This is a genomic window from Bacteroides sp. AF34-31BH (assembly GCF_003602795.1).
In the GTDB taxonomy this organism is placed as follows: domain Bacteria; phylum Bacteroidota; class Bacteroidia; order Bacteroidales; family Bacteroidaceae; genus Bacteroides; species Bacteroides uniformis.
This window is the reverse complement of record NZ_QTLV01000017.1, coordinates 1-24,349: the sequence shown is the minus strand read 5'-3', so window position 1 is coordinate 24,349 and position 24,349 is coordinate 1. Positions and strand designations below refer to the sequence as shown.

Genomic DNA, 24,349 nt, shown 5'->3' with positions numbered 1-24,349 from the left:
ACATAAAACGCCATCACCATGAAAACAACACGTTCTTTCCTACTGCTGCTGATGTTACTTGCCACTTCGGGACTAAATGCCCAAAAGGAAGAAGACAAATATGCTGCGCTCGTAAGCGAAGTGCGCAATGAAGTATGGTCGCTGAACCTGCCCGACTTTAAAAATATGACTGTACCCGAGAAATACAGAAACGAACCCGCCGTTATCCTTGCCGCACACAGCCGTCTGGAGGTAACCCGGAAAACCAAGTTGGACTGGTGGGGAATGGGATTGACCAAACAACAGATAACCTGCCGCAGCATCTACCGCCAAATGGTATACATCAACAGCCAAAGTGCACTGGAAGAGATGTCACAGTTCAGCTTCCTTTCCCAGGAAAAAGAACGCTACACCCGCAATGAACAACAGCGTATACTGGGTATGCGCATCATCAAACCGGACGGAACAATTCAGGAAACAGCCCCGCAGGAGTACATGGAAACCGATGAAGGCGGCCACCCACGTAGCCACAACATCCAAGAGAAATGGAACAAGCTGGCCGTACCCGGACTGGAAATCGGAGACATCATCGACTTGTTCTTCGTACGATACACCATACTGAACAACCAGAACCCCGAACCTTTCGGTTTTTACTTTATGGACAGCTATCCTCTGCTTGCCTATTCCGTCCATTGCGAGATAGACCCCAAGCTGAGCACTTTCTACCGTTGCCTGAACGGAGCAAGGGACTTCGACCATAGCACCGATACCGAAGGAAACCATATCCTCGACTTGCATACCGGAGACTCCGGACGTGTCATTCCCGACTTCTGGTACAACAGTGCCCGGCAAACGCCCATGATTCTGATGTACATCTACAACAGCAAGACACCCTATGCCTGGATGCCGCCCAGCGCCCGCAAGCCGGGACTATATGCCAACCCCAATCCAAAACTGATGACAGATGACACACGTGCCTCCATGAAGGCTCCCGGCACCAACTGGTCCGGTCTGCGCAGCGGACGGAAAGGCGAAATATCCAAAGCCCTCAAAGCCCGTCAAGCCGAAGGATGGAGCGATAAGAAACTGATGGACTATCTCTACCAATACTGCTATTACCGGTATATGGAAAACGGTGCAGACTATACTCCCGCCAGTTTCATCCTGCTGATGCACGAACTTCTGGAAAAAGCAGGTATTCCCCACCGGACAGGAATCACGACCAAAGATACCCGGGAGCCTCTGGACCAGCTCATCAACTACAGCAATACCACTTGGTTTATCTATCTGGAATCCAACGGAAAATGCTATACTCCACCGGCCTGCTATGCTGTTCCCGGTGAAGTGCCTGCCAGCCTGCAAGGCGAAGAAGCCATACTGGAAGACAACACATGCCTTACCCTTCCCTCCACCACCCCCCAAGACAACCGGGATATGGCTACCATAAACGCTTCTATAAGCGGCACCACTCTCCACATCAGCCGCCGGGAAGAGATGAGCGGTGCACTGAAAGAACACTTCCAACCCTACCTCATTATGGACGAGGACCTTTACAACTCCGTTCGTCGCCAACTGGGTATTACAGCCACCATCTACGACGAAACCAAAGAAAAATTCCATGCCGACCTGCGCGAAAGTTACCGCCGTGAACGGGAGCAGGAGAAAGAGCGTTACCGTAATGAAATCATCGGTTATCATGGCTCGGAAGAAGGACTGGAAACACTCCTCGGCTACCAGCTTTTCAGCATCGGAAACCGGGCAGACAGTGCGGCACTTGCCTATCAAGTGGACTATGTACTGGACGGATACGTAAAGAAAGCGGGTACAAACTTTGTTCTCTCCGTAGGTCGGTTGATAGGGTCACAGCCAGAGCTGAAAGGCGAACAACGCCTGCGCAAGGAGGACATTTATTGGGAGATGCCCCGTTGTTACCAATGGGACATCACAGTCAATCTGCCGGAAGGTTATCGAATTTCTCCCGAAGGCCTGGAAAGACTGAACGTAAAAGTAGAAAACGACTGCGGCGCTTTCATTGTCCAAGCCACCACTGAAGACGGAACATTAAGAATAAAAGCCGAAAAACGCATCAACCACAAGACGGAACCGGTAGCCAACTGGGAGAAACTGCTTGAAATAACCGATGCTGCCAACAGTTATGAAGCACTTTCAATAGTGTTCCAAGCAACCATTAATCCCCCTACATCTCCAACAACCGGCTATTAATCCTTCTCTGCCCGCTGCAGCATCGCCATACACAGCTTGCTGTCGTACTGTACAGCCACTGCAAAACGACTGCATACTTTTTGCAGCGTCACTGCATACCGGTTTGCAGCAGCACTGCAATTGATTTGCAGCAGCACTGCAACAGTTTTGCAGTCGCACTGCAATTTGTTTGCAGTGACGCTGCAGCAAATGTGCAGCAATTACAAGCTATATGACTGTCACAGCAAACAAAAAGCCCCGCAGAGCTTGCTTTCGCTCTGCGGGACTTTGTTCTCTCTATGAGGAAATTATCATCAATAGTTTGACTTCTTTACTTCGAAATAAGCCTGCGGATGCAAGCAAGCCGGGCATACCTGAGGAGCTTCCTTACCGGTGTAGATGAAACCACAGTTGCGGCACTGCCATACTACTTCGCCTTCCTTGGCAAATACGCTGGCAGTCTCTATATTCTGGATAAAAGCGCGATAACGTTCTTCGTGTCCCTTTTCGGCAATGGCGATGTTACGGTACATAAGAGCGATTTCGGGGAAACCTTCTTCGTCTGCAATATCAGCAAACTTAGGATAATCCAATGACCATTCTTCGTGTTCGCCGGCAGCAGCTTCCTGAAGATTTTCCAGGGTAGTGCCGATAACACCTGCAGGATAAGAAGCGGTGATTTCCACCATACCGCCTTCCAGCCACTTGAACATACGTTTAGCGTGTTCCTTTTCCTGGTCAGCCGTTTCTGTGAAAATAGCGGCGATTTGTTCGTAACCTTCTTTCTTGGCTACACTTGCAAAATAAGTGTAACGCATTCTTGCTTGTGATTCACCAGCGAATGAAGTCAGCAGATTCTTCTCAGTCTGAGTTCCTTTAACACTTTTAGCCATAGTCTCTTTTTTTATTAGTTAATATAATTACGTATAAATGTCGTTCGTACTGTTTATAAACAACACAAAATTACGAATTTAATTTGGAATAATCACACCTCTTCCCCATCGGATTTATTTATCGTCTTATAGAAAGAATCTATCTTCACCGATAACCCGAAGAGGTATTTCAGACATAATTAATAGCACATATCTGATAAGGAAAACAAAATACATCACAGTTGTGTTCACTAATATCCATTATTTTATCTACTTTTGCAGGCAATTTGCAATATATACATTACATTCTGTATAAAAAAACGTATAAAAAAGTAGATTATAATGAAAGCGTTCGGATTCAGACCAAAGCTATACACGGCTTTAAAAAATTACTCTAAAGAACTGTTCATGGCAGACCTGATGGCAGGTATCATTGTAGGTATCGTTGCCCTCCCGCTTGCCATTGCATTCGGTATCGCCTCCGGCGTATCACCGGAGAAAGGTATCATTACGGCTATCATAGCCGGTTTCATCATCTCCCTGATGGGTGGGAGCAAGGTACAGATTGGAGGACCGACCGGTGCGTTCATCGTCATTATCTATGGCATCATCCAGCAATACGGTGAATCGGGGCTTATTGTCGCCACACTGATGGCAGGCGTACTGCTCATCCTGCTGGGAGTGTTCAAGCTGGGAGCTGTCATTAAGTTTATCCCCTATCCCATCATCGTAGGTTTTACAAGCGGTATTGCCGTCACCATCTTCACTACGCAGATTGCCGACATTTTCGGGCTGACGTTCGGAGGAGAGAAAGTTCCGGGAGACTTTGTAGGAAAATGGATGATTTATTTCCGACATTTCGATACCGTAAACTGGTGGAACACGATTGTAAGTATTGTCAGCATCTTCATCATTGCCATTACACCGCGGTTCTCGAAGAAGATTCCGGGGTCACTTATTGCCATCATCGTGGTGACAGTGGCAGTCTGGCTGATGAAAGTATATGGAGGCATTGATTGTATCGATACCATCGGCGACCGTTTCAGCATCCGTGCCGAACTGCCGGATGCCGTGATGCCTGCCCTGGATTGGGAAGCGATAAAGAACTTGTTCCCCGTAGCCATTACAATCGCTGTACTGGGTGCCATCGAATCTTTGCTGTCTGCCACCGTGGCCGATGGTGTGATAGGCGACAAACACGATTCCAACACGGAACTGATAGCACAAGGTGTTGCCAACATGGCTACCCCGCTGTTTGGCGGTATCCCTGCCACCGGAGCCATCGCGCGTACCATGGCAAACATCAACAACGGAGGAAAAACTCCCGTAGCAGGCATGGTGCATGCAGTGGTATTGCTGCTTATCCTACTGTTCCTCATGCCGCTGGCACAGTATATCCCAATGGCTTGCCTGGCGGGTGTACTGGTCATAGTATCCTATAACATGAGTGGTTGGCGTACGTTCAAGGCATTATTGAAGAATCCTAAATCGGATGTCACGGTACTGCTGATTACTTTCTTCCTGACCGTCATCTTCGACCTGACTATTGCCATTGAAGTAGGTCTGGTGATTGCCTGCGTGCTGTTTATGCGCCGCGTCATGGAGACTACCGAAATATCCGTCATCAAAGATGAAATAGACCCGAATGCAGAATCGGACATTGCAAGCAATGACGAGCACCTGATAATCCCCGAGGATGTGGAAGTATATGAAATAAACGGTCCTTACTTCTTCGGCATCGCCACCAAATTCGAAGAAATCATGGCGCGGCTGGGCGACCGCCCCAAAGTGCGCATCATCCGCATGCGTAAAGTTCCGTTCATCGATTCTACCGGTATCCACAACTTGACAAGCCTTTGTGAGATGTCCCAAAAGGAAAAAATAACCATTGTGCTCTCCGGTGTCAATGAAAAGGTACATAAGGTACTGGAAAAATCGGGCTTCTATGAGCTGTTGGGCGAAGAAAATATCTGTCCGAACATAAATGTGGCACTGGAAAGGGCCAAAATGATTATCCAACACTAATCCCGGCATGGCACGAAAAAAAAAGAAACAATCGCAAGGCGTCTATTATCTTATATTGTTTATATGTGCGGTCTGCCTTGCCTATGAACCCGTTGCAAAGATACTTTCGGATGCCAGGCAAAAGAGTTCTACGCCTGCCAAGATAGAACTCACGGCAGGCACACGCCTTGAAATACCGGCAAAGCTGAAGAACGTCTCCGAACAGATTCTCCAGCGGAAAGGCTACACAGTATCCTACAACAAAGATTTAAAGATACCCAACTGGGTAGCCTGGGAACTCACTCCCGAAAAACTGGTGGAGCGTGAAAGCCGTACAGACAAGTTCCTGCCCGACCCCGACCTGCCTGAGCACGAGGCAGTAACCACCGATGACTACAAAGGAGCCGGCATGGACCGCGGACATATGTGTCCGGCCGGTGACAACCGCTGGCACTGGAAAGCCATGCAAGAGAGCTTCTACATGACAAACATTTGCCCGCAGAACCACAATCTAAACCGTGGCGACTGGAAAGAACTGGAAGAGTCATGCCGCCGTTGGGCACAAGAAGAAGGCAAGATATACATTGTATGCGGTCCTATTCTCTATGACCAACGTCACCGCACCATTGGTAAGAAGCACAAAATTACAGTGCCCGAAGCATTCTTCAAGGTCGTTCTGTGTGCAGACAGCAATCCCCCCAAAGCCATCGGCTTCATTTATAAGAATGCATCAGGCAATCATCCGTTGGACAGCTACGTCAATACAGTGGACGAAGTGGAACGTATTACAGGTATCGACTTCTTCCCCGCCCTTCCGGATGAAATAGAAGAGAAGGTGGAAGCCGAATATGACTTGAAACTGTGGTAAAGGAGCTATTCCTTTACCCAGGCATCTACAATCTCGGCTACATAAACCCGGTGCAATCCACCGTGGTCACCGCCATACCAACGCTCGTAGACGGAATGGTCGAGAAAGAGTTCTTCTTTCATATCGGTAATGAAAAGCTTGCGGCACTCCAATCCCAGGCGGTCCTGCTCAAAGAGAATGTTTCCCCGCTCGGTAACGATAGAATTCAGACCAGTTTCCTTTACCTTATCCACTTCCCTACCCGATTTACTGCCACAAAGGTTGTAAATACTCCGGTTTTCCTTCCCTAAAAAAGAAAGGGTGAAATATTCGTTCTCCTCCATAAACTCATACGTATAGCGCTCGGAACGTATAAAGACAAACACCACCGGCTTGTTCCAAAGCCAGCCAATACCTCCCCAACTGGCAGTCATGGTGTTGAAATGTTCTTTACTGCCTGCCGTAACCAGCATCCACTCTTTGCCTATCACTTCGAAGAAGTTCTCGCTTAAATCTTTAATTGCTATTGATTTCATAAGTATATTATTAATAAGAAACACTTACCGGTATACCCGTTTCCCGTATCCGTTCCGCAATGCGATCCAGTTCCTCGCGGGTGGCCTTCTGCAAATCATGGTCGGGCGTTTCGCGGTCGATGGTATAAATCATCACTTGGCGGGGAGCAATCTCCTTGACAGCTTCCAGCCAGGGAAGAACAAATTTATCGGATGTATTATCCATATCTTGTCCTTTATAACTTCCTTTGAGAAACATGGTCTGGATAATGCAGTTCCCTTTGAACGCTTTCATCCCTTCTATAATCTCCCGGATGGAGTAATGTCCGGTAGGACGGTCAAGTACACGGATATACTCTTCATCCACCGTATCCAGTTTAAGGATGTTGTTGTCAATCTTGTTCAAAGCCTCGAATACGGCAGGACGATGAATAAAGGTAGAATTGCTCAGTACGCTCACCTTTGCATTCGGAAAATACTTGTCGCGCAAGGCAAGTGTATCTTCTATGATTTCGGGGAAACGGGGATGTGCCGTCGGTTCTCCATTACCGGCAAAAGTCAGTACATCCGGTGTAGGTCCGTTTTGCTGCATGTCCCGCAGACGGGCTTCAAGGGCCGAACGGACTTCTTCGCGCGTAGGCAACGGCTGTTTGGGACGATGGTCGGCATTGAAACCACATTCACAGTAAATACAGTCGAAGGTGCATACTTTGCCGTCTGCCGGCAATAAATTTATTCCCAAAGATACTCCCAGACGGCGGGAATGAACGGGACCGAATATGGGGGATGGATAAATGACAGTCATACTATTTACTATTTGACGATTTACTATTTACTATTTAATACTCCGAGTATCTACTAATCTTAGCACTCCAGAGTTCATCCTTGGATTATCATACGGACAAAGATAAAGAAAGAAATAAAAAAGCTATCAATCATTCCTCTAAAACTTGATACGCAGTTGCATCTGCAAGTCCGCTTTCCTATTTCCCGGTATCTCATCATTGCCCGAACCAATCGTCTCCCTATCCTGATAAACCGTCTGTCCGAATTTGGCAAGAAACATGAAGTTCTTACTCAAATCATATCGCAGATGAGCGGAGTAACGGAACCCTTTGCCATAGAAGGAAGGGGTATAGAAAGTATATAACAATCCACGCTCGGAGGCGTAAACACGCGAATCGTAATCGTCCGTATGAAACCAGGTTCCCTGCACGGAAACTGACAGAGGGAAGGGGAAAGTGTACGAGCAAAATTGAGTACACTGATAACCTTGCCGTCTATCAAAGCGATACCCTTTCCCATCCTGCTGACGGAAGTGGTTATAATCTATTGTAGTACGAAAGATATATCTTCCCGGCATATAGGTCAGCCGATAACGGAGTTTATGGTGATAAATAGGTTCGATAACTGCACCGCTTGTACCCGTCACGTCTCTTTCTTTCTGTTTGTACCGATAATTAAAATACATCGAAAGGCTCTTTCGAGGAGTATAAGTAACCTGAAACATGACATCCACTCCCTTTGAGGGCTTACTTATACGGTATTTCCACCAAGGAAAAGAAAACACATCCAGTGAAGTGAAAAACTTCCACCGGGCGAAAGGTGTGGCCTCTGCTGCCAGATACCATCCGTTCTCATTCTGCGGCATACTGCTTTCGCCAAAGGAACGCCCAAACAAAGTCCAATAATCATATGAATAATACCGGTGAACAAGTAGCAGATGATAATCGGAAGAAAGATTATACTTCAGCCGGTTCAGCAACGCATAGCCTTTACTGCCGGTTGCCGCTTCCCCCACCCAGACAAAACGGCCCAGACGATACCTATAATCCATGCCCACATTATAGAAATCACTTCCATGAAGATTGTACTTTGCATACTTGTTCAACCGAGGCTTGTAAGGACGGTCGAAAAAATAGTAAATCCCCGTCACTCCCACCTTCAGAGAGCTCTTTTCATAGGTCACGTTTCCTCCTGTAACCTGCAAGGCAAAGGCATTCATTTTATCTGCCTCCTTCTGCGTGCGATGCAACCCTGTCTTGTAAATGGAAGTTATCTCGCCATCCTCCACCACACCGTCCATGGAGCGATGCGAATAGAAAGCCGAAATATCCAAGTAAGGCAATACTCCCACCGTTGCCGCCGCTCCCCGGAAATAATTGTACTCATCAGTAGAACTATGCTTACGGATGCCTCCGGTACGATATTCTGTTGTAGACATAGAGAATGTTTTTCCTAAACGAAAATCCGTACTAAGTACCAGTCCCTGCCCGAAGCTCAGACGGTAATTGCCCAATGCCAAAGCCTTCAGCCGCCCCAGATTCTTTATCAGAAAATAGAAAGAATAGTAATCATAGCCTTTTCTGTTGTGCAGGGCAAAGAAGGGTTCTCCGGCATCCTTCTCTCCCGTCACGCCTATTTGGAGATAATCTCCATAATGAAAATTATAGCGCAAAGAATGGTAAAGGGAAGGTCCCAGGTAATTCTTCTCATATCCTTTACGGATATAGAACGGTACATCCAAACGTGCCAATGTTTCGTGTTTCCCGTATTTCAGTATAGATTTTAAAGCAGGATACCCCCTACCCGCTTTCACTGCCTGCACACAGACAAAGGGCAACAGTAGGTCGATGGTACGTTTATCCATCTCCTCCACCAGCTGCAATTCATAAATGGTCTGCATCTGTCCGTGTATATAGACATAAGCCAGAAGATTCTCTATCTGTATATCCGTAAGAAAAGGAAACTGCTCTAATTGCCGTTTAGTGGCGGCATTGAGGTTGACAGGCTCTTGCAGACGTCGGGACAACTCCTCCAATTCATCTTCCCAACCGTATTCTTCCTCATTCCCGATGGAGAGTTGTTCCAAATTTTCTTCCAAAAGAAGTAAAGGCTGTTCTTTCTGAAGGCCGGATATATTTTGAGCTTCAAGCATAGGAGTCATTGACAGCATACTTACAAAAACTCCTATCTTGAGTAATTCCATTAATAGTAGGTCACTTTCATGTTTTGGGAAGCGAAGTTACCTTAAATAAGTTAATTGAGCAAGGAAAAATCAATATGATGCAACAACATTACACAGAATGGTGTACTTTTGCAACATGAACGCAAGGCTTAACATAGTAATACTCATCATGTTTCTTTCTCTCGGAAGCCTGAAATGCTTTGCACAGCAGCAACCACAGTCTGCTGCGCAAAAGAGTGTCTATCTTACTCCCATGTGCGTTTACGAAGGAGATACCATCCCTTATGTCAAGCTCCCCACTGTCTACATCTTCAAGCCGCTTAAATTCAAGAACAAGCGCGACATGAACAAGTACTACAAACTCATTCGTGACGTAAAGAAGGTACTTCCCATCTCCAAGGAGATTAACCGTGCCATCATTGAAACCTACGAATACATGATGACCCTGCCCACCGAGAAAGCCCGCCAGAAACACATGAAAGCAGTAGAGAAAAGCTTGAAGGAGCAATACACTCCCCGCATGAAGAAACTTACCTTTGCCCAAGGCAAACTGTTAATAAAACTGGTAGACCGACAGACCAACTCCACCGGATATGAACTGGTAAAAGCTTTTATGGGCCCTTTCAAAGCCGGTTTCTACCAGACTTTTGCCGCACTCTTCGGCGCCAGTCTAAAGAAGCAATACGACCCTATGGGAGACGATGCATTGACCGAACGGGTGATATTGATGGTAGAAAGCGGACAATTATAAACTGATGTTTATTCCCGCCTTGCGTGCCTGCGAATGTTGAAATTGGCGTTTCACATTATATGTCTTTCCGTCTTTGACGAACTTAGAACCGGTCTGCTTGAACCAGAAGTCCACTTTATTTTCCACACAAATTCTGCGAAGGTCCATCACCCATTCAAAATCACAAGGGCGGGCTTCGTAACCGGATTCTCCCCCTGCAACTATCTGTTCAATCCATTCGCCAACAGCATAAGTACTTAAATCTATCCTTTCCAGCAGCGGTTCACAGATTATTATCTTATGCTTTATGGGAGCCCTCTTATAAATGGGCAAGCGATAATCGGCGCAAGCCTGGTTTTCAACCGTACAGCAGATGGTTACATTATCATATCCGTCTCCCCAATCATCGGGCAGACAGTCAGAAAAACGGTCTATACGCTTGGTAATCATCATAAAATGCAGGTCACTGCGACAACGAATCATCTCCCATGCTTCGGCCCGCCATTTGTCAGCATCTTCCACAAAGAAATCGGAAGTAAAGCAGGTGTAGACAAATGTTCCAGGTGGTATCTTGAATTCTCCGTTACGCTTTTTACGCAAAGGCAGGTCAAAGTTTTTTGTCCGCACCACCACCGAACTGTCCACCTCTCGCCGGGCATCACCACGATAAACATAACAATGCTTACAACCTGCACTCAATTTATGGCAACCATGCCATAAGTTCCACATCATCGACTTCGCAACAATACCGTTCATTCAAACAAAAAACTTATCGTTAACACCATGTTGAAAACTATGTTAGCAACACAAATAATTAGTTATTAAACAATTGATATTAAGCTATATATTCAGTTAATAATAGAATGAACAATTGTTTATTACTACCTATTCGGGTTGTACCTCTCCTGCCATCGGAAGCTCTTTCCAACCTTCACCAAATGCATCATAAGCATCGGTAACCACTACAAAAGCCTTTGGGTCTACTTCCCTTATCTTCTGCTTGATACCTACCACTTCCTTGTAACTCACCACAAGAAACAGCATTTCCTTGTCTACATTGGTATAAAGACCACTACTCTTGATGCAAGTGGCTGTACGGTCCAAATCTTTAAGAATATAGTCGTGCAAAGCGGTAAGGCGCATATCACTGATGACAAACAGTATCTTGTCATTCTTCTCCCCATTTATCACATAGGCCAATACCCTCGAAGTGACAAAAATAGCTATCAGTGAATAGAAAGACAAATGCCACGAAGGTTGTGTAGCATCATCCGGATTTCCGATACCGAAACCGATAACCAATAGGCCGAATCCCACCACAATACCATCTACCAGCAGTATCGCCTTTGAAAAACGTATATGGCAATATTTCTGCAATATCATCGCCACAATATCCGTACCTCCTGTAGTAGCCCGGCTACGCACTACAATACCACAGCCTATACCGATAACCACCGCACCAATCACAGAAGTCAGCATCAAATGGTCGGACATATTCAGACTGCCACCCAGCAACTGTGTAGGGTCCAACTGATGGAGCGCTTCTTCAGAAGGATAGGAGAGGAGAGACAGCACATTCATGGCAAGCGGAGTGAATAGTGCCGCCACGATAGTACGTGCTCCCAATTTTGCTCCCAGTACCAGCACGGAAATGATAAGCAAAGGAATATCAAACATATAACCGAAAGTACCTACCTGAATAGAAGGGAACAGATTATGAAGCACAATACTAGCTCCATACACCCCGCCAGGAACAAGATTATAAGGATTGATAAAGTAAACAAAACCTGCTGCCAGAATAGTACAACCTACAAAAATGCCTATCCATGAAGATATTATCTTTTTCATATCGATATGATTTATATATATTCAGCAAATATACAAAAAATAAGAAAAGACACCAACTGTACAGCAAGTTTTCCACATACAACCGATATGTGTTGAATACATGGTTAACAAAAAGGATAAAGTAGGAGATAAAGCATTAATTTACAATGAATAAAGTGGTTGATTTTTATAATCAACCACTGTTCATAAAATCTCTCATCATACCTATATAGAACTAGTTTATTGGATCTATAGATGCAACACGCTGGATCTATAGATGCACCGTGTTCGATCTATAGCTCCAACAAACCCGATATATTGACAGCTTATTAACAGCCCTGTTATTATCTCAGTTTCTTGAATAAATCCCAAATAACAATACCCGCCGTAACCGATACATTCAACGAATGCTTTGTGCCGTATTGAGGAATTTCAATGCAACCGTGCGAATGGTCAATCACTTCTTGTTGAACACCCTTCACTTCATTTCCCATTACCACAGCATACTTTTTAGTCTTGTCCAGCACCAGTTCGTCCAGCATCACACTACCTTCCGCCTGCTCTACAGAATAAACGATGTATCCCTCGGATTTTAGGTTATCAACAGCTTCAACAGAGTTATCAACATATTTCCAATCTACGGTAAATTCCGCTCCCAAAGCTGTTTTATGCATCTCCGGATGGGGTGGGGTAGCTGTAATGCCACAAAGATAAATGCACTCGATGCGGAAAGCATCCGAAGTACGGAAAACGGAACCTATATTATGGAGACTGCGGATATTATCCAATACCACTACCAAAGGCAGTTTTTCGGCTTCCTTAAATTCCTCTACACTAATACGATTCAGTTCAGTTATCTTCAGTTTACGCATGACAATATACTTTTAAATCTCCCTGCAAAGATACTTTTTTCCGTTTATATCCCGGTTAATAACCGTTGAAAAGGTGTCAATACAATAGGGAAACAATTTTAAAAATAATCCTTGCATTATTCAAAGGTCTGCATATTACAGCAGTGAAACGAACAAACCAAAAAAGTTAAGGAGAATTTTCCAGGCTTCATTCAACATATTTTTCAGCCTGGTTTCATCGGTTTATAACTCTAAAGTTATTAACTTTGCATATTATTAACAACATGTTAATGCTGTTTAGCAGAAGTCTTATTATCAACGGATAAACTTAAAAACCCCGGTTTATAAGCATAAGAGTAAAATTCAGCTTGATACTAATAACTTCATAGGCAAGAAAAATCGTATTTATTTGTCCACACTGTTAACAGCCTATCATTACTATCAAAGGATTTTTAAAGAAGAAAGAGAAATTAAAAAATATAATTATGGATAATCTTATAGAAGCTATCAAGCAGCTGAAGAAGGAGAAGAACGCAATCATTCTGGGGCACTACTACCAGAAAGGTGAAATACAAGATATAGCCGATTACGTGGGCGACAGTCTGGCTTTGGCGCAATGGGCGGCCCGAACGGAGGCGGACATCATCGTGATGTGCGGTGTGCACTTCATGGGAGAAACGGCGAAGGTGCTTTGTCCCGACAAGAAGGTACTGGTGCCCGATATGGCGGCAGGCTGTTCGTTGGCAGACAGTTGTCCGGCAGACAAATTCAGTCAGTTTGTCAAAGAGCATCCCGGATATACGGTGATATCCTATGTGAACACAACGGCTGCCGTAAAGGCGGTGACCGATGTGGTGGTAACTTCTACCAATGCAAAGCAGATTGTGGAAAGCTTCCCCAAAGATGAGAAAATAATCTTTGGCCCGGACCGGAACTTGGGTAATTATATCAACTCCATTACCGGAAGAAATATGTTATTATGGGATGGCGCATGCCATGTACACGAGGAATTCTCGGTTGAAAAGATTGTTGAAATAAAACGGCAGCATCCCGATGCGGTGGTACTGGCACATCCCGAATGCAAGAGTACAGTCTTGAAACTGGCTGATGTGGTAGGCTCTACGGCAGCTTTGCTGAAGTACGCAGTGGCACATCCCGAAAAGAGCTACATTGTAGCTACCGAAAGCGGTATCCTGCACGAGATGCAGAAACAATGCCCGCAGACAACATTTATTCCGGCTCCTCCCAACGACAGCACTTGTGCCTGCAATGAATGCAGTTACATGCGGCTGAATACACTGGAAAAGCTTTATGATTGTTTGAAAAACGAATCACCGGAAATAAAGGTGGATGCTGAGATTGCAGAAAAAGCAGTGAAACCGATTAAGAGGATGTTGGAAATATCGGCTCAACTGGGGTTATAATGTGCTGATATGCCAATGTGCCAATGACCTTTCGGCGTGACAGCGCAGCCAATTAGCACATTGGCACATTAGCATATCAGCACATTAAAAACATTATCTCATTAAGAACTTACACAACTTGTTAGTGGCCAATGCCCGGTGACTGATTTTATTCTTCAGTTCATTCCCCATTTCTGCAAAAGTCTGCGTATATCCTTCGGGAATGAATATGGGATCGTAACCGAAGCCTGAAGCGCCTTTTCTGTTTTTCGTGATTTCTCCTTTCACGATGCCTTCAAACAGATGTTCCTTTCCGTCGATGATAAGTGCAAATACGGTACGGAATTGTGCCTTACGGTTCTCGATGCCCTCCATATCTTTCAGCAACTTCTTCATGTTTGCTTCCGAATTGTGTGCATCGCCGGCATAACGGGCGGAATATACACCCGGTGCCCCACCAAGGGCCTCCACTTCCAAACCGGTATCATCGGCAAAACAATCCAGATGATAGTTATCGAAGATATATTTTGCTTTCAGCAAAGCATTTCCTTCAAGTGTGTCTGCAGTTTCCGGAATGTCAGTATCGCATTTGATATCCTTCATGCTGAGAAGTTCGACCTTCTCTCCCAAAATGGCAGTCACTTCTTCCAGTTTGTGTGAATTGTTGGTGGCAAATACAAATTTCTTTCTCATATTATGTTCTCCTTATACTTGTGGCTTATACAAGTCCCTATTTCACTTTCAACCGGTCGAAACCTTCTCCGTATACACCGATGACGGAACTTTGGGAAATGAAAGCGTTCGGGTCTATATCTTTCACCATCCGGAATATTTCTACCGATTGGCGTTTGTAGGCAAGGACGACCAGTACCTTCACGTTGTGTTTACTGTACCAGCCGATACCGTCGAGTACCGTTACACCGCGATGGGTTTCTTTGGTGATGCGGTCGGCAATCTTTTCATATTCTTTGGAGAAAATAAAGAATTGAACGGATTGCCGGGCACTGTTGACTATGTAATCCAGTACAAATCCGATAACAAACAAAGTTACAAAACCAAATATCACACGTCGCCAGTCATGGAATACCACATAACAGGAACTGATGATGATGAAGTCGCAAGCCATAATCATGCGTCCCAGCGTGACATCCTTGTATTTATGGATGATGGCTGCAATGATGTCCGTACCTCCCGTGCTGCCGTTGCAGTTGAACACGATACCCAGTCCGGCACCGCACATTGCCGCACCTATCAGGCAAGCCATGAAGTCTTGTCCTTCGCCCAGCAGTTGGGGAGGGACGCCGTCTGAACCGTTCACCAGCAACTGAAAAAACCATAAGAAGAAAGTGAGTCCGAAGATGGCAAACGTAGTCTTGATACTGAACTTCGGTCCGAGTATCTTGATGGCAAAAGTCATCAGTACGGCATTGATGATGAAGTATGACCACTGGATGGGAAATCCGGTGGCATAATAGATGATGGCACCGATACCGGTAGTACCTCCGGTCGTAATCTGATAGGGAATGAGGAATGCCGCCCATCCCAGTGCATAGCTGATGAGTCCCAGAGTGATGAAGATATAATCCTTCAGCTCTCTCGTCACTTCCGCTTTGGTTGGTTTTGTAATTTGCATATCTGTTATTTGACAACGATGTTCACAATCTTCTTCGGCACTACGATTACTTTGACGATGGACTTGCCTTCCATCCATTTTTCAGAACGTTCGTCGGCCAATACAGCAGTCTGGATGGCATCCGATGCCGCATCTGCCGGGAACTCCATGTTGAACCGTGCTTTTCCGTTGAAGGAAACCGTATAGTTGACCGTATCTTCCACCAGGTATTCTTCGTTGCATACCGGCCACTTGGCATCGCATACGGAGCCTGCATTGCCCAGTGTCTCCCACAACTCTTCGCATACATGCGGAGCAAAGGGAGCCAGAACGATGATAAACTGGTTCAGGATTTCCTTCTTGCTGCATTTCATTCCGAACAGCTCGTTTACACAAATCATAAAGGCACTGATACTTGTGTTGTAAGAGAATTGCTCGATGTCTCCCGTCACTTTCTTAATCAGTTTATGGAGGGATTTCAGTTCTTCCTTGGTGGCAGGTTCATCCGTTACCAGATAATTGTCGTTGCGGTCGTAGAACAGTGACCAGAACTTCTTGATGAAGCGGTGCACACCGTCTATTCCGTTTGTATCCCACGGCTTTGATTGTTCTACCGGGCCGAGGAACATTTCGTACATGCGGAGAGTGTCGGCACCGTATTTGTCGACAATCATATCGGGATTGACAACGTTGAACATGGATTTACTCATCTTTTCCACAGCCCATCCGCAGATGTACTTGCCGTCTTCCAGAATAAACTCGGCAGTTTCGTATTCTGGACGCCATGCCTTGAAGGCTTCAAGGTCCAGAACATCATTGGATACGATATTCACATCCACGTGGAGTGGGGTAGTGTCGTACTGGTCTTTCAGATTCAGGGACACGAATGTATTGGTATCTTTGATGCGATAGACGAAGTTGCTCCGTCCTTGAATCATGCCCTGGTTCACCAGCTTTTGGAACGGTTCTTCGGCTACGGAAATGCCGAGGTCGTACAGGAACTTATTCCAGAAACGGGAGTATATCAAGTGACCGGTGGCATGTTCGGTACCGCCTACGTAAAGGTCTACATTGTGCCAGTACTCATCCGTTTTCTTGTCTACAAGTGCCTGGTTGTTGTGTGGGTCCATGTAGCGCAGATAATAGGCGCTTGAACCGGCAAATCCGGGCATAGTATTGAGTTCCAGCGGGAAGATGGTGATGTTGTCTATCTTTTCGTTTTCTACGACGCATTTGTTTACGGTATCCCAAGCCCATTTTGCGGCATGTCCCAATGGAGGTTCACCGGTTTCGGTAGGCAGGAATTTGGCTACTTCGGGCAGTTCCAAGGGCAGGGCGCTCTCGTCAATCATGTAAGGCATGTTGTCCTTGTAGTAAACCGGGAACGGCTCGCCCCAATAGCGCTGGCGTGAGAAGATGGCATCGCGCAGACGGAAGTTCACCTTTACACGTCCCAAGTTATGCTCTTTCACATATTTCTTGGTAGCGGCAATCGCTTCCTTGATGGTCAGCCCGTTCAGTGAGAGGTCGCAATAGGGAGTAACGCCTTCGCGTGGAGAGTTGCATACAATGCCTTCCTTGGCATCGAAGCTCTCTTCGCTTACATCGCAGCCTTCTACCAACGGACGAATTTCGAGACCGAAGTGCTTGGCAAAAGCATAGTCACGGCTGTCGTGCGCAGGCACAGCCATGATGGCACCCGTACCGTATCCGGCAAGTACATAGTCGCTTATCCAGATGGGAACTGCCTCACCGGTAAAGGGATTGATGGCATAGCTTCCGGAGAATACACCGGTAACGCTACGGTCGGCAATACGTTCGCGTTCGGTACGTTTCTTGGTGCGTTCCAGATAAGCGTTTACTTCATCTTTCTGTGTGTCGGTGGTAAGTTGCTGTACCAGTTCGCTTTCGGGAGCCAATACCATGAAGGTGACGCCGAACATGGTATCTGCACGGGTGGTGAAGATAGTGAATTCCAAATCGCTGTCTTTTACCTTGAATTCTATTTCAGCGCCTTCGCTGCGTCCTATCCAGTTCTTTTGGGTTTCTTTCAGGGATTCGGTCCAGTCGATGGTATCGAGTCCGTCCAGCAAGCGTTGTGCATAGGCAGATACACGGAGACACCATTGACGCATCTTCTTTTGAATGACGGGGAAGCCGCCTCGTTCGCTTACGCCGTCCACCACTTCATCGTTGGCAAGTACGGTTCCCAGCTGAGGGCACCAGTTTACCATCGTCTCGCCCAGATAGGCTATACGGTAGTTCATCAGGATTTCCTGTTGTTCCTTTTCGCTCTTGGCATTCCACTCTGCGGCGGTGAAACTCAGTTCTTCGCTGCAAGCCACGTTTATTCCTTCGGTACCGGTTTGGCTGAATGCTTCAATCAGTTCCTGGATGGGACGTGCCTGCTTTTCATCGTTGCAGTAGTAGCTGTTGAACATCTTTTGGAATGCCCATTGGGTCCAATGGTAATATTCCGGTTCGCAGGTACGGATTTCGCGGTTCCAGTCGAAAGAGAAACCTATCTTATCCAACTGTTCACGGTATCGGTTGATATTGTTGACGGTCGTAATTGCAGGGTGCTGTCCCGTTTGTATGGCATATTGTTCTGCTGGAAGTCCGTAAGCGTCATATCCCATGGGATTCAGTACATTGAAACCTTGCAGTCGTTTGTAGCGGGCGTAAATATCCGAAGCAATATATCCCAGCGGATGACCTACATGCAATCCCGCACCGGAGGGGTAGGGGAACATGTTCAGTACATAGAATTTTTTCTTCGTTTCGTCTTCCGTCACTTGGTAGGTTTTGTTTTCCACCCACCTTTTCTGCCATTTCTTTTCAATTTCCCTGAAATTGTATTCCATAGTGGTACTTATTAATATTTTGTTGAAAACATTGTTTATTCAATGGTTAAAACCGGTTAGTATTCGGTTAATATCGGTGCAAAGTTACGGGTTTATTTTCAGATTTGTAGCGAAGTAACATAAAAAACAATGGCAAAGACTTGATAATTCACTTTTTATTACTTACATTTGTGATGTGCTTTTAAAACTAATTTTTTGTTTGTAATACAAATAATAGCTAAATTAATTCAATAGGATATTTACTAAAAGATTTTTAGGATATAGCGAAGGATGAAGTCTGGGAAGATTTCATCCTTTGTGTTTTTTGTCTGTGTATTCGGCAGATTGTTGTTTATTATTCTGCCGATAAATGAGAGTTCGTTCAATAGGCTTCTAATAAGGGGTTTAAAGATTTACTAAAACGGGAGGAAAGATTTAGTAAATCTTCCTTCGAGTTTTAGTAAATCCTCCCTGAACATTATTTATGGTTGGTTTCATTGTATTGAAAAAAGAAAGTACGTATATTTGTGCGACTTGTCGGAAGTGTATGAACGCAATGAAAAATTATACTTATCATCTTGTTGCCGTCCTTACGGTAGGTATTTGGGGGCTGACCTTTATTTCAACGAAAGTATTGATTGGGCACGGTCTTTCTCCGCAGGAAATATTCTTGCTTCGTTTCCTGATAGCTTATATGGGCATTTGGCTTATTTCTCCCCGAAAACTGTTTGCCGACAATTGGAAAGATGAATTTTGGATGTTTTTAGGAGGCATGACAGGCGGTTCATTCTACTTTTTTACAGAAAATACAGCTTTGGAGATTACATTGGCGACGAATGTGTCGTTTATTGTCTGTACGGCTCCGTTACTCACCACCATTCTTTCTTTGTGGGTTTATAAAAAGGAGAAGGCCACCCGTGGATTGATGGCTGGTTCTTTGCTGGCATTGGTTGGTGTGGCATTGGTGGTTTATAATGGTAGTTTTGTATTGAAGATTTCTCCTTTAGGTGATTTCCTTACTTTGCTTGCAGCTTTTTCCTGGGCATTCTATAGTTTAATAATGAGGAAAATGTCCAACCGTTATGGTATAACTTTCATTACCCGTAAGATATTTTTTTATGGAGTATTGACTATTCTTCCTGCATTTCTGGTTCATCCCTGGCAGTTCGACATTGCTCGTCTTCTCGAGCCGGCTATTCTGTTCAATTTACTTTTCCTGGGTGTATTGGCTTCCTTGATTTGCTTTGTAGTCTGGAATGTAATATTGAAACAATTAGGAACAATAAGAGCTTCCAACTATATTTATCTGAATCCTCTCTTCACGCTGATAGGTTCTGCTTTTCTGTTGGGAGAACGGCTGACGATGGTTGCTCTGATGGGGGCGGTGCTGATATTGGGGGGAGTTTATTGGGCGGGAAAAAGGTGATGAATAGAATAGTCCTTTGAAATTCTTGTAAATCGCAGATTTTTTATAAATGGCAATTGAACATTAGTGTCCCATTAAAATTGGGACGTTATTAAAAATCAAATAAACTTGGTCCATTTGGTCCAAATCGTTCTTTGTCATTTTGCAATTTAGTTTTGTCAAAGAGGTCTCGAAGAGGCGTTTTATCTGTCAACTAGATGCTCAATATTTGAAGAATTTCGTACGTGCTCCTATCCAGTTGCATGTCGTGTTGAACAATTGCGACCAGGCAGTAGGTGCATATAGCAGCGTAGATTTGTATCCGAACGGCATTCTCGGTAGTACCTCAAAACTTTTTGATTTTGAGGTGCTGCTTCAGCCATTTGAAAAACAGTTCCACTTGTCATCGTTTTTTGTAAAGTTCAGCAACTTGAAGGGCAGAAATGTGTGTTGCATTCGTTAAAAAAACAAACTCACGTTTTTGTTCTTCATCCCAATATCTAACCAAGCGAAGAGGTTCGGGATAGTATTGTTTGGGATAAAAGCCCGTCAATCCAATAGTCATATCTGAAAATACGTTTTTAGGTAACCTGTGCTTCCACTTGATAGGCATGTATTGAAGATTTTTCTTGACTCTGACAACGAAGTAAGCACCTATCTGATGAATCCGATACAACATCTTGAAGTTGTTGTAAGCACGGTCAAAGATATAATAGGAGCCAGATTCATAGGGAATTTCATTCATCGCCTTTGAATCATGCACGGAAGCTTCGATAATGTGAAAGGATGCAGGTATCTGCGTTTCCACATCATATAATGTATGCACTTTGATACCACCCTTCTTCTTACGGAATTTAGCCCACCAGAATACGGAGAGGCATAAATCAATGGTTGTTGAATCAAAGGCGTAAACGTTTCCACCGAGTTTGAAGATGTCGGTAACACGCTTTTGTCTTGCTTCGTTTACCAAGTAGTAAGCATACGCCTCAAAGATGTGATAGTCCCTGTCCCCGTTGGCTCTAGCCAAGGATGATCTTGAAACATTTCTGCCCATCCCCAGATGATAACATTTAGAATGATGAGCATCAAGAGCGACAATCAAATCTCTCAGACTCTCACGATTCGAGAGTTGGCCAAACATCAAAGATAGCAACTGGTTCCAGCAAGTGAAATGCTTTGAGAACTTCGCCGGAAGGAAGACCCCAACAATAGTTAAGAAGTATCTCTTAAGTTGACTTTAAAAGATTGTTTTGAGATTTTATACTATGAAAAGTTGTATATATATAAAAAATGAGAACAGTAGAAATAGAGTATCTATTTTCTGCTGCTCTCATTAGAGTAATAAGCTATTTAGTAAGTTTTGTAATTTATCCTTTTCTTATTTTTATCCACCTTTTATCCTTTTCTGTTCTATAAATTAAGAACAAAAGAGGGGATAAATAAGGAGGAAAAGAAGTTCTACCCAAAAAGTAGTCCGTTCTTATTTCATAATGTGGTTTATTAATTCTTCCGGTGAAAGAGGTGTGATACCAAAAATATAGCTTTGACCAGACTGAAATGGTTCAGTCAGTTCAAAGTTCTCATAAGCGATACCACCAGGTATCGGAGATTTACTTGCCCAATAAGTATAACGACCATTCACAACTCCTTCTAACTCATTACTTGGATTGGAACAATACCAATATTGCGTTGCTTTTTTACCAGTATATTTCCAATGTGTATGTGTATCTTCAGCATATACAGCTTTTGTAGGGTCTTTCTCATCAGGTGACGCTATAAACCATACACCTCCATTTTTATCTTTTATCATTTCTGCCACTGGAGTATGGTTATGTTCTGTGAAATTAGAATCTTTATAGCTCGGCCATAATTGGCCGGCTTCTTTCGTTTTACCATCTGCGAGATGTAATGTCCTAAGTCTTGCTTTGTTTCCCATAGTAGCTGTGAGTATAAAACGATTTAGCTCATCTGACTCTTCCGTGGTATACGTAGTTAATTCAAACTCATAAGGCTTTCCTTCTGTGAATTTAGTCCGGACATAGATATCCGCACCATTATCAAAAGTTTCACAAAAGAAATACACAGTAAGTGTTTCAACTCCATTTTCCTTTGCTATTACTCCGTGAGCTGGATAATATTGATTTGGGAATGAGGGAGCTTCAGGAGTATTCCCACTCCAAAAACGTTTTCCACGAACATTATCAAGTTGACTCCATTCCAATTCTGAGAGCCCCCTATTATTTTTTGCTTTATCAATTGGTTCAAAAGCAATGAAATTGGTAACAACAAATTCATCATGTTCTAAATAAGGTGTATAGATACGAATTAGCCCACGTGGACCTCCTAATGGAGCAATTCCTATTCGGATACCATTTGCAAATCCCCAAATGGGTTGTGCTTTTGTATTTTGAGCAGGTTGTAACCATATTCCATTTTTTTCCGGAGTTGCTAAAGTTTCCGGAGCTATTTGTAGGTTAGTCTGTCCATAAAGGTAGTGTATTCTGCATGCAAAGAATAAAAGTGTAAATAGAATCTTGGTTTTCATGATTTTAAAAGTTTAAAATTAATTTTTATGTGTCGTTTATGGTAGTTCATATCGTTTTTAGCATGATTTGGTACTGCAAATATAAAAATGTTATAACGAATTAGCAAAATAATTTGCAGATTTAATTTTTATGTTTATATTTGCATCGTGAGAATACGATAAGTGCTACTGATTCAAGAGGTAACCTAAAAGTATAATACTATTATATAGCAAAAACGTTACACAAATATATGTCGTCACTAAAAAAAATATCGCTGAAGGATATTGCTGAAGCTGCAGGCGTTTCAACAGCATTGGTTTCGTTCGTTTTGAATGGGAAAAAGAAAGAGTATCGCGTGGGAGAAGAAACTGCCCAACGCATATTGAAAATTGCCAATGAAATGAACTACCAGCCTAATCTTGCGGCCAAAAGTCTTCGTAGTGGCAAAACAAAAACAATAGGATTAGTGGTTTCTGATATTTCCAACCCATTTTTTTCTCAATTAGCGCGTGTATTGGAAGATGAGGCAACCAAACGGGGATATACCGTACTTTTTGGAAGTTCAGATGAGGATAAGGATAAGATGACCCGTGTTGTTAGTAACCTTATTAATAAAGGGGTAGATGGACTCATCATTGTTCCTTGTGACAATTCTGAGAAATCCATCGCTTCACTTGTGAACAATAATATCCCTATTGTTTTGTTCGACCGCTATTTTCCGGAAATCAATGTCAGCTATGTGGCGTTGAATAACTTCAATGCTTCCTATATATCAACCAAACATCTTTTGAATGCAGGCTATAACGCTCCTTGTATGGTGGCTTATGATGTCAACCTTATCCATATGAAAGAGCGTATCCGTGGTTATAAAAAGGCTATGGATGAAGCCGGTAAGAGAAACTTGGCTAACGTGGTCTTTTTGAGGCAGGATGCTCCCAGAAAGTCCGCAGACCGTTTGTTGCCTAAAATGATTGATGGCGGTGTAGACGCTTTTCTTTTTGCCACCAACATGATTTCATTGGCTTGTTTATATACAATAAAGGACATGGGAGAGGGAATTATTGGTAAAATAGGTTTAGTGGGTTTTGACGGTAATCCGGTATTTGACTTTTTTGATGCCCCTATATCCTATATTCAGCAGCCTATAGATGTTTTAGTACAGAAAGCACTTGAAATACTGATAGATATCATTATTAACGGTAATACAGTGCAGTCTGTGCTTGCCGAGGGAGAATTTATTGAAATGGCTCCTTAGGAGAGCTGTTTTTTTTACATGATAGCTTAATCGATTTAGTTAATTTTTATATTAATCTCAATAAAATCAGTTGAACCATGAGAAATTCAAGATTAATCGGTGGAAAGCCGAAAATTGGTATCAGACCTATTATTGACGGTCGCCGTGGAGGTATCCGTGAGTCATTGGAGGATATGACTATGGGCATGGCCCATAAAGTGGCCGAGCTTTATTCTTCTGTCTTACGTCATAGTGACGGCACTTCCGTAGAGTGCGTCATTGCAGATACAACTATTGGTGGAGTGGCTGAAGCTGCCATGGCGGCTGAAAAATTCCGTAATAGTGGAGTCGGTGTTGTACTTTCTGTAACTCCTTGCTGGTGTTATGGATTCGAAACTATTGATATGGACGGAGAAATGCCAAAAGCCATCTGGGGCTTTAATGGTACAGAACGTCCGGGTGCGGTTTACCTGGCTTCAGCATTGGCAAGCCATACACAGAAGGGATTGCCTACTTTTGGCATTTACGGACG

General features: G+C 44.0%; 19 protein-coding genes and 2 pseudogenes. 8 read left to right on the top strand and 13 right to left on the bottom strand.

The window, feature by feature from the left end:
• The first annotated feature begins 18 nt into the window (after positions 1–18).
• Positions 19–2,202 carry a DUF3857 domain-containing protein gene (locus DWZ67_RS18795; RefSeq protein WP_120139490.1) on the top strand — a complete coding sequence of 728 codons (2,184 nt, stop codon included), beginning with the start codon at positions 19–21 and terminating at the stop codon, positions 2,200–2,202.
• Here the strand turns inward: DWZ67_RS18795 and DWZ67_RS20190 are convergent.
• Positions 2,199–2,339: a hypothetical protein gene (locus DWZ67_RS20190; RefSeq protein WP_155270091.1), complete on the bottom strand. Its 141-nt coding sequence runs from the start codon at positions 2,337–2,339 to the stop codon at positions 2,199–2,201. The genes DWZ67_RS18795 and DWZ67_RS20190 overlap by 4 nt on opposite strands.
• Before the next feature lie 156 nt (positions 2,340–2,495).
• Positions 2,496–3,074, bottom strand: a complete 579-nt coding sequence (gene rbr, locus DWZ67_RS18790) for a rubrerythrin (protein WP_005825226.1) — start codon at positions 3,072–3,074, stop codon at positions 2,496–2,498.
• A gap of 321 nt (positions 3,075–3,395) precedes the next feature.
• On the opposite strand from rbr, the gene DWZ67_RS18785 reads away from it, so the two are divergent.
• Together DWZ67_RS18785 and DWZ67_RS18780 are read left to right on the top strand one after the other, a co-directional pair.
• A complete protein-coding gene (locus tag DWZ67_RS18785; RefSeq protein WP_005825218.1) occupies positions 3,396–5,078 on the top strand; it encodes a SulP family inorganic anion transporter in 1,683 nt (560 codons plus the stop codon).
• A gap of 7 nt (positions 5,079–5,085) precedes the next feature.
• A complete protein-coding gene (locus tag DWZ67_RS18780; protein WP_008662282.1) occupies positions 5,086–5,925 on the top strand; it encodes a DNA/RNA non-specific endonuclease in 840 nt (279 codons plus the stop codon).
• Between the two features lie 5 nt (positions 5,926–5,930).
• On the opposite strand, the gene DWZ67_RS18775 is transcribed toward DWZ67_RS18780, so the two are convergent.
• The 3 genes from DWZ67_RS18775 to DWZ67_RS18765 all read right to left on the bottom strand — a co-directional run bounded on the left by DWZ67_RS18775 (position 5,931) and on the right by DWZ67_RS18765 (position 9,408).
• On the bottom strand, positions 5,931–6,440 hold the full coding sequence (locus DWZ67_RS18775) for a flavin reductase family protein (RefSeq protein ID WP_057281509.1): 510 nt from the start codon (positions 6,438–6,440) through the stop codon (positions 5,931–5,933).
• A 10-nt stretch (positions 6,441–6,450) separates the two neighbouring features.
• On the bottom strand, positions 6,451–7,224 hold the full coding sequence (locus tag DWZ67_RS18770) for a radical SAM protein (RefSeq protein ID WP_057281510.1): 774 nt from the start codon (positions 7,222–7,224) through the stop codon (positions 6,451–6,453).
• A gap of 138 nt (positions 7,225–7,362) precedes the next feature.
• Positions 7,363–9,408 carry a helix-hairpin-helix domain-containing protein gene (locus DWZ67_RS18765; protein ID WP_120139489.1) on the bottom strand — a complete coding sequence of 682 codons (2,046 nt, stop codon included), beginning with the start codon at positions 9,406–9,408 and terminating at the stop codon, positions 7,363–7,365.
• A gap of 97 nt (positions 9,409–9,505) precedes the next feature.
• Here DWZ67_RS18765 and DWZ67_RS18760 point away from each other — a divergent pair, with 97 nt between their 5' ends.
• Positions 9,506–10,138, top strand: a complete 633-nt coding sequence (locus DWZ67_RS18760; RefSeq protein ID WP_005833968.1) for a DUF4294 domain-containing protein — start codon at positions 9,506–9,508, stop codon at positions 10,136–10,138.
• Here DWZ67_RS18760 and DWZ67_RS18755 read toward each other — a convergent pair.
• From DWZ67_RS18755 to DWZ67_RS18745, 3 genes are all read right to left on the bottom strand, one after another.
• The gene (locus DWZ67_RS18755; protein ID WP_009037514.1) at positions 10,133–10,873 is read right to left on the bottom strand and encodes a DUF5131 family protein; all 741 of its coding nucleotides are present in this window, start codon (positions 10,871–10,873) and stop codon (positions 10,133–10,135) included. The genes DWZ67_RS18760 and DWZ67_RS18755 overlap by 6 nt on opposite strands.
• Positions 10,874–11,002: 129 nt before the next feature.
• Positions 11,003–11,965: a YitT family protein gene (locus DWZ67_RS18750; RefSeq protein ID WP_005825206.1), complete on the bottom strand. Its 963-nt coding sequence runs from the start codon at positions 11,963–11,965 to the stop codon at positions 11,003–11,005.
• Between the two features lie 323 nt (positions 11,966–12,288).
• A complete protein-coding gene (locus DWZ67_RS18745) occupies positions 12,289–12,816 on the bottom strand; it encodes an RNA methyltransferase (RefSeq protein WP_005833966.1) in 528 nt (175 codons plus the stop codon).
• Positions 12,817–13,280: 464 nt separating this feature from the next.
• Here DWZ67_RS18745 and nadA point away from each other — a divergent pair, with 464 nt between their 5' ends.
• Entirely contained in the window at positions 13,281–14,219 is a 939-nt protein-coding gene (nadA, locus tag DWZ67_RS18740; protein ID WP_005825202.1) for a quinolinate synthase NadA, read from the top strand.
• Positions 14,220–14,312: 93 nt separating this feature from the next.
• Here the strand turns inward: nadA and DWZ67_RS18735 are convergent, their stop codons facing one another.
• Genes DWZ67_RS18735 through leuS form a run of 3 tightly spaced genes read right to left on the bottom strand, consistent with a single transcriptional unit; the run spans position 14,313 to position 18,674 of the window.
• Positions 14,313–14,891, bottom strand: a complete 579-nt coding sequence (locus DWZ67_RS18735; RefSeq protein WP_120139488.1) for a non-canonical purine NTP diphosphatase — start codon at positions 14,889–14,891, stop codon at positions 14,313–14,315.
• Positions 14,892–14,928: 37 nt separating this feature from the next.
• Complete coding sequence (locus tag DWZ67_RS18730; protein ID WP_005825197.1) at positions 14,929–15,831, bottom strand: YitT family protein; 903 nt, start codon at positions 15,829–15,831, stop codon at positions 14,929–14,931.
• Positions 15,832–15,836: 5 nt separating this feature from the next.
• A complete protein-coding gene (gene leuS / locus DWZ67_RS18725) occupies positions 15,837–18,674 on the bottom strand; it encodes a leucine--tRNA ligase (protein ID WP_120139487.1) in 2,838 nt (945 codons plus the stop codon).
• Positions 18,675–19,200: 526 nt separating this feature from the next.
• On the opposite strand from leuS, the gene DWZ67_RS18720 reads away from it, so the two are divergent.
• The gene (locus tag DWZ67_RS18720; RefSeq protein ID WP_120139486.1) at positions 19,201–20,079 is read left to right on the top strand and encodes a DMT family transporter; all 879 of its coding nucleotides are present in this window, start codon (positions 19,201–19,203) and stop codon (positions 20,077–20,079) included.
• Between the two features lie 91 nt (positions 20,080–20,170).
• Here the strand turns inward: DWZ67_RS18720 and DWZ67_RS18715 are convergent.
• Both DWZ67_RS18715 and DWZ67_RS18710 read right to left on the bottom strand, forming a co-directional pair.
• A pseudogene (locus DWZ67_RS18715) lies at positions 20,171–21,277 on the bottom strand (IS4 family transposase); the annotation flags it as partial.
• A gap of 261 nt (positions 21,278–21,538) precedes the next feature.
• Positions 21,539–22,603 (bottom strand): hypothetical protein, encoded by a 1,065-nt coding sequence (locus tag DWZ67_RS18710; protein ID WP_005824685.1) that lies wholly within the window; start codon positions 22,601–22,603, stop codon positions 21,539–21,541.
• Between the two features lie 230 nt (positions 22,604–22,833).
• Between DWZ67_RS18710 and DWZ67_RS18705 the strand changes: the two genes are divergently transcribed.
• Positions 22,834–23,838, top strand: coding sequence for a LacI family DNA-binding transcriptional regulator (locus tag DWZ67_RS18705; protein ID WP_005824684.1), 1,005 nt, complete (start codon positions 22,834–22,836; stop codon positions 23,836–23,838).
• Positions 23,839–23,915: 77 nt separating this feature from the next.
• Positions 23,916–24,349 (top strand): annotated as a pseudogene (fucI, locus tag DWZ67_RS18700) (L-fucose isomerase); the annotation flags it as partial.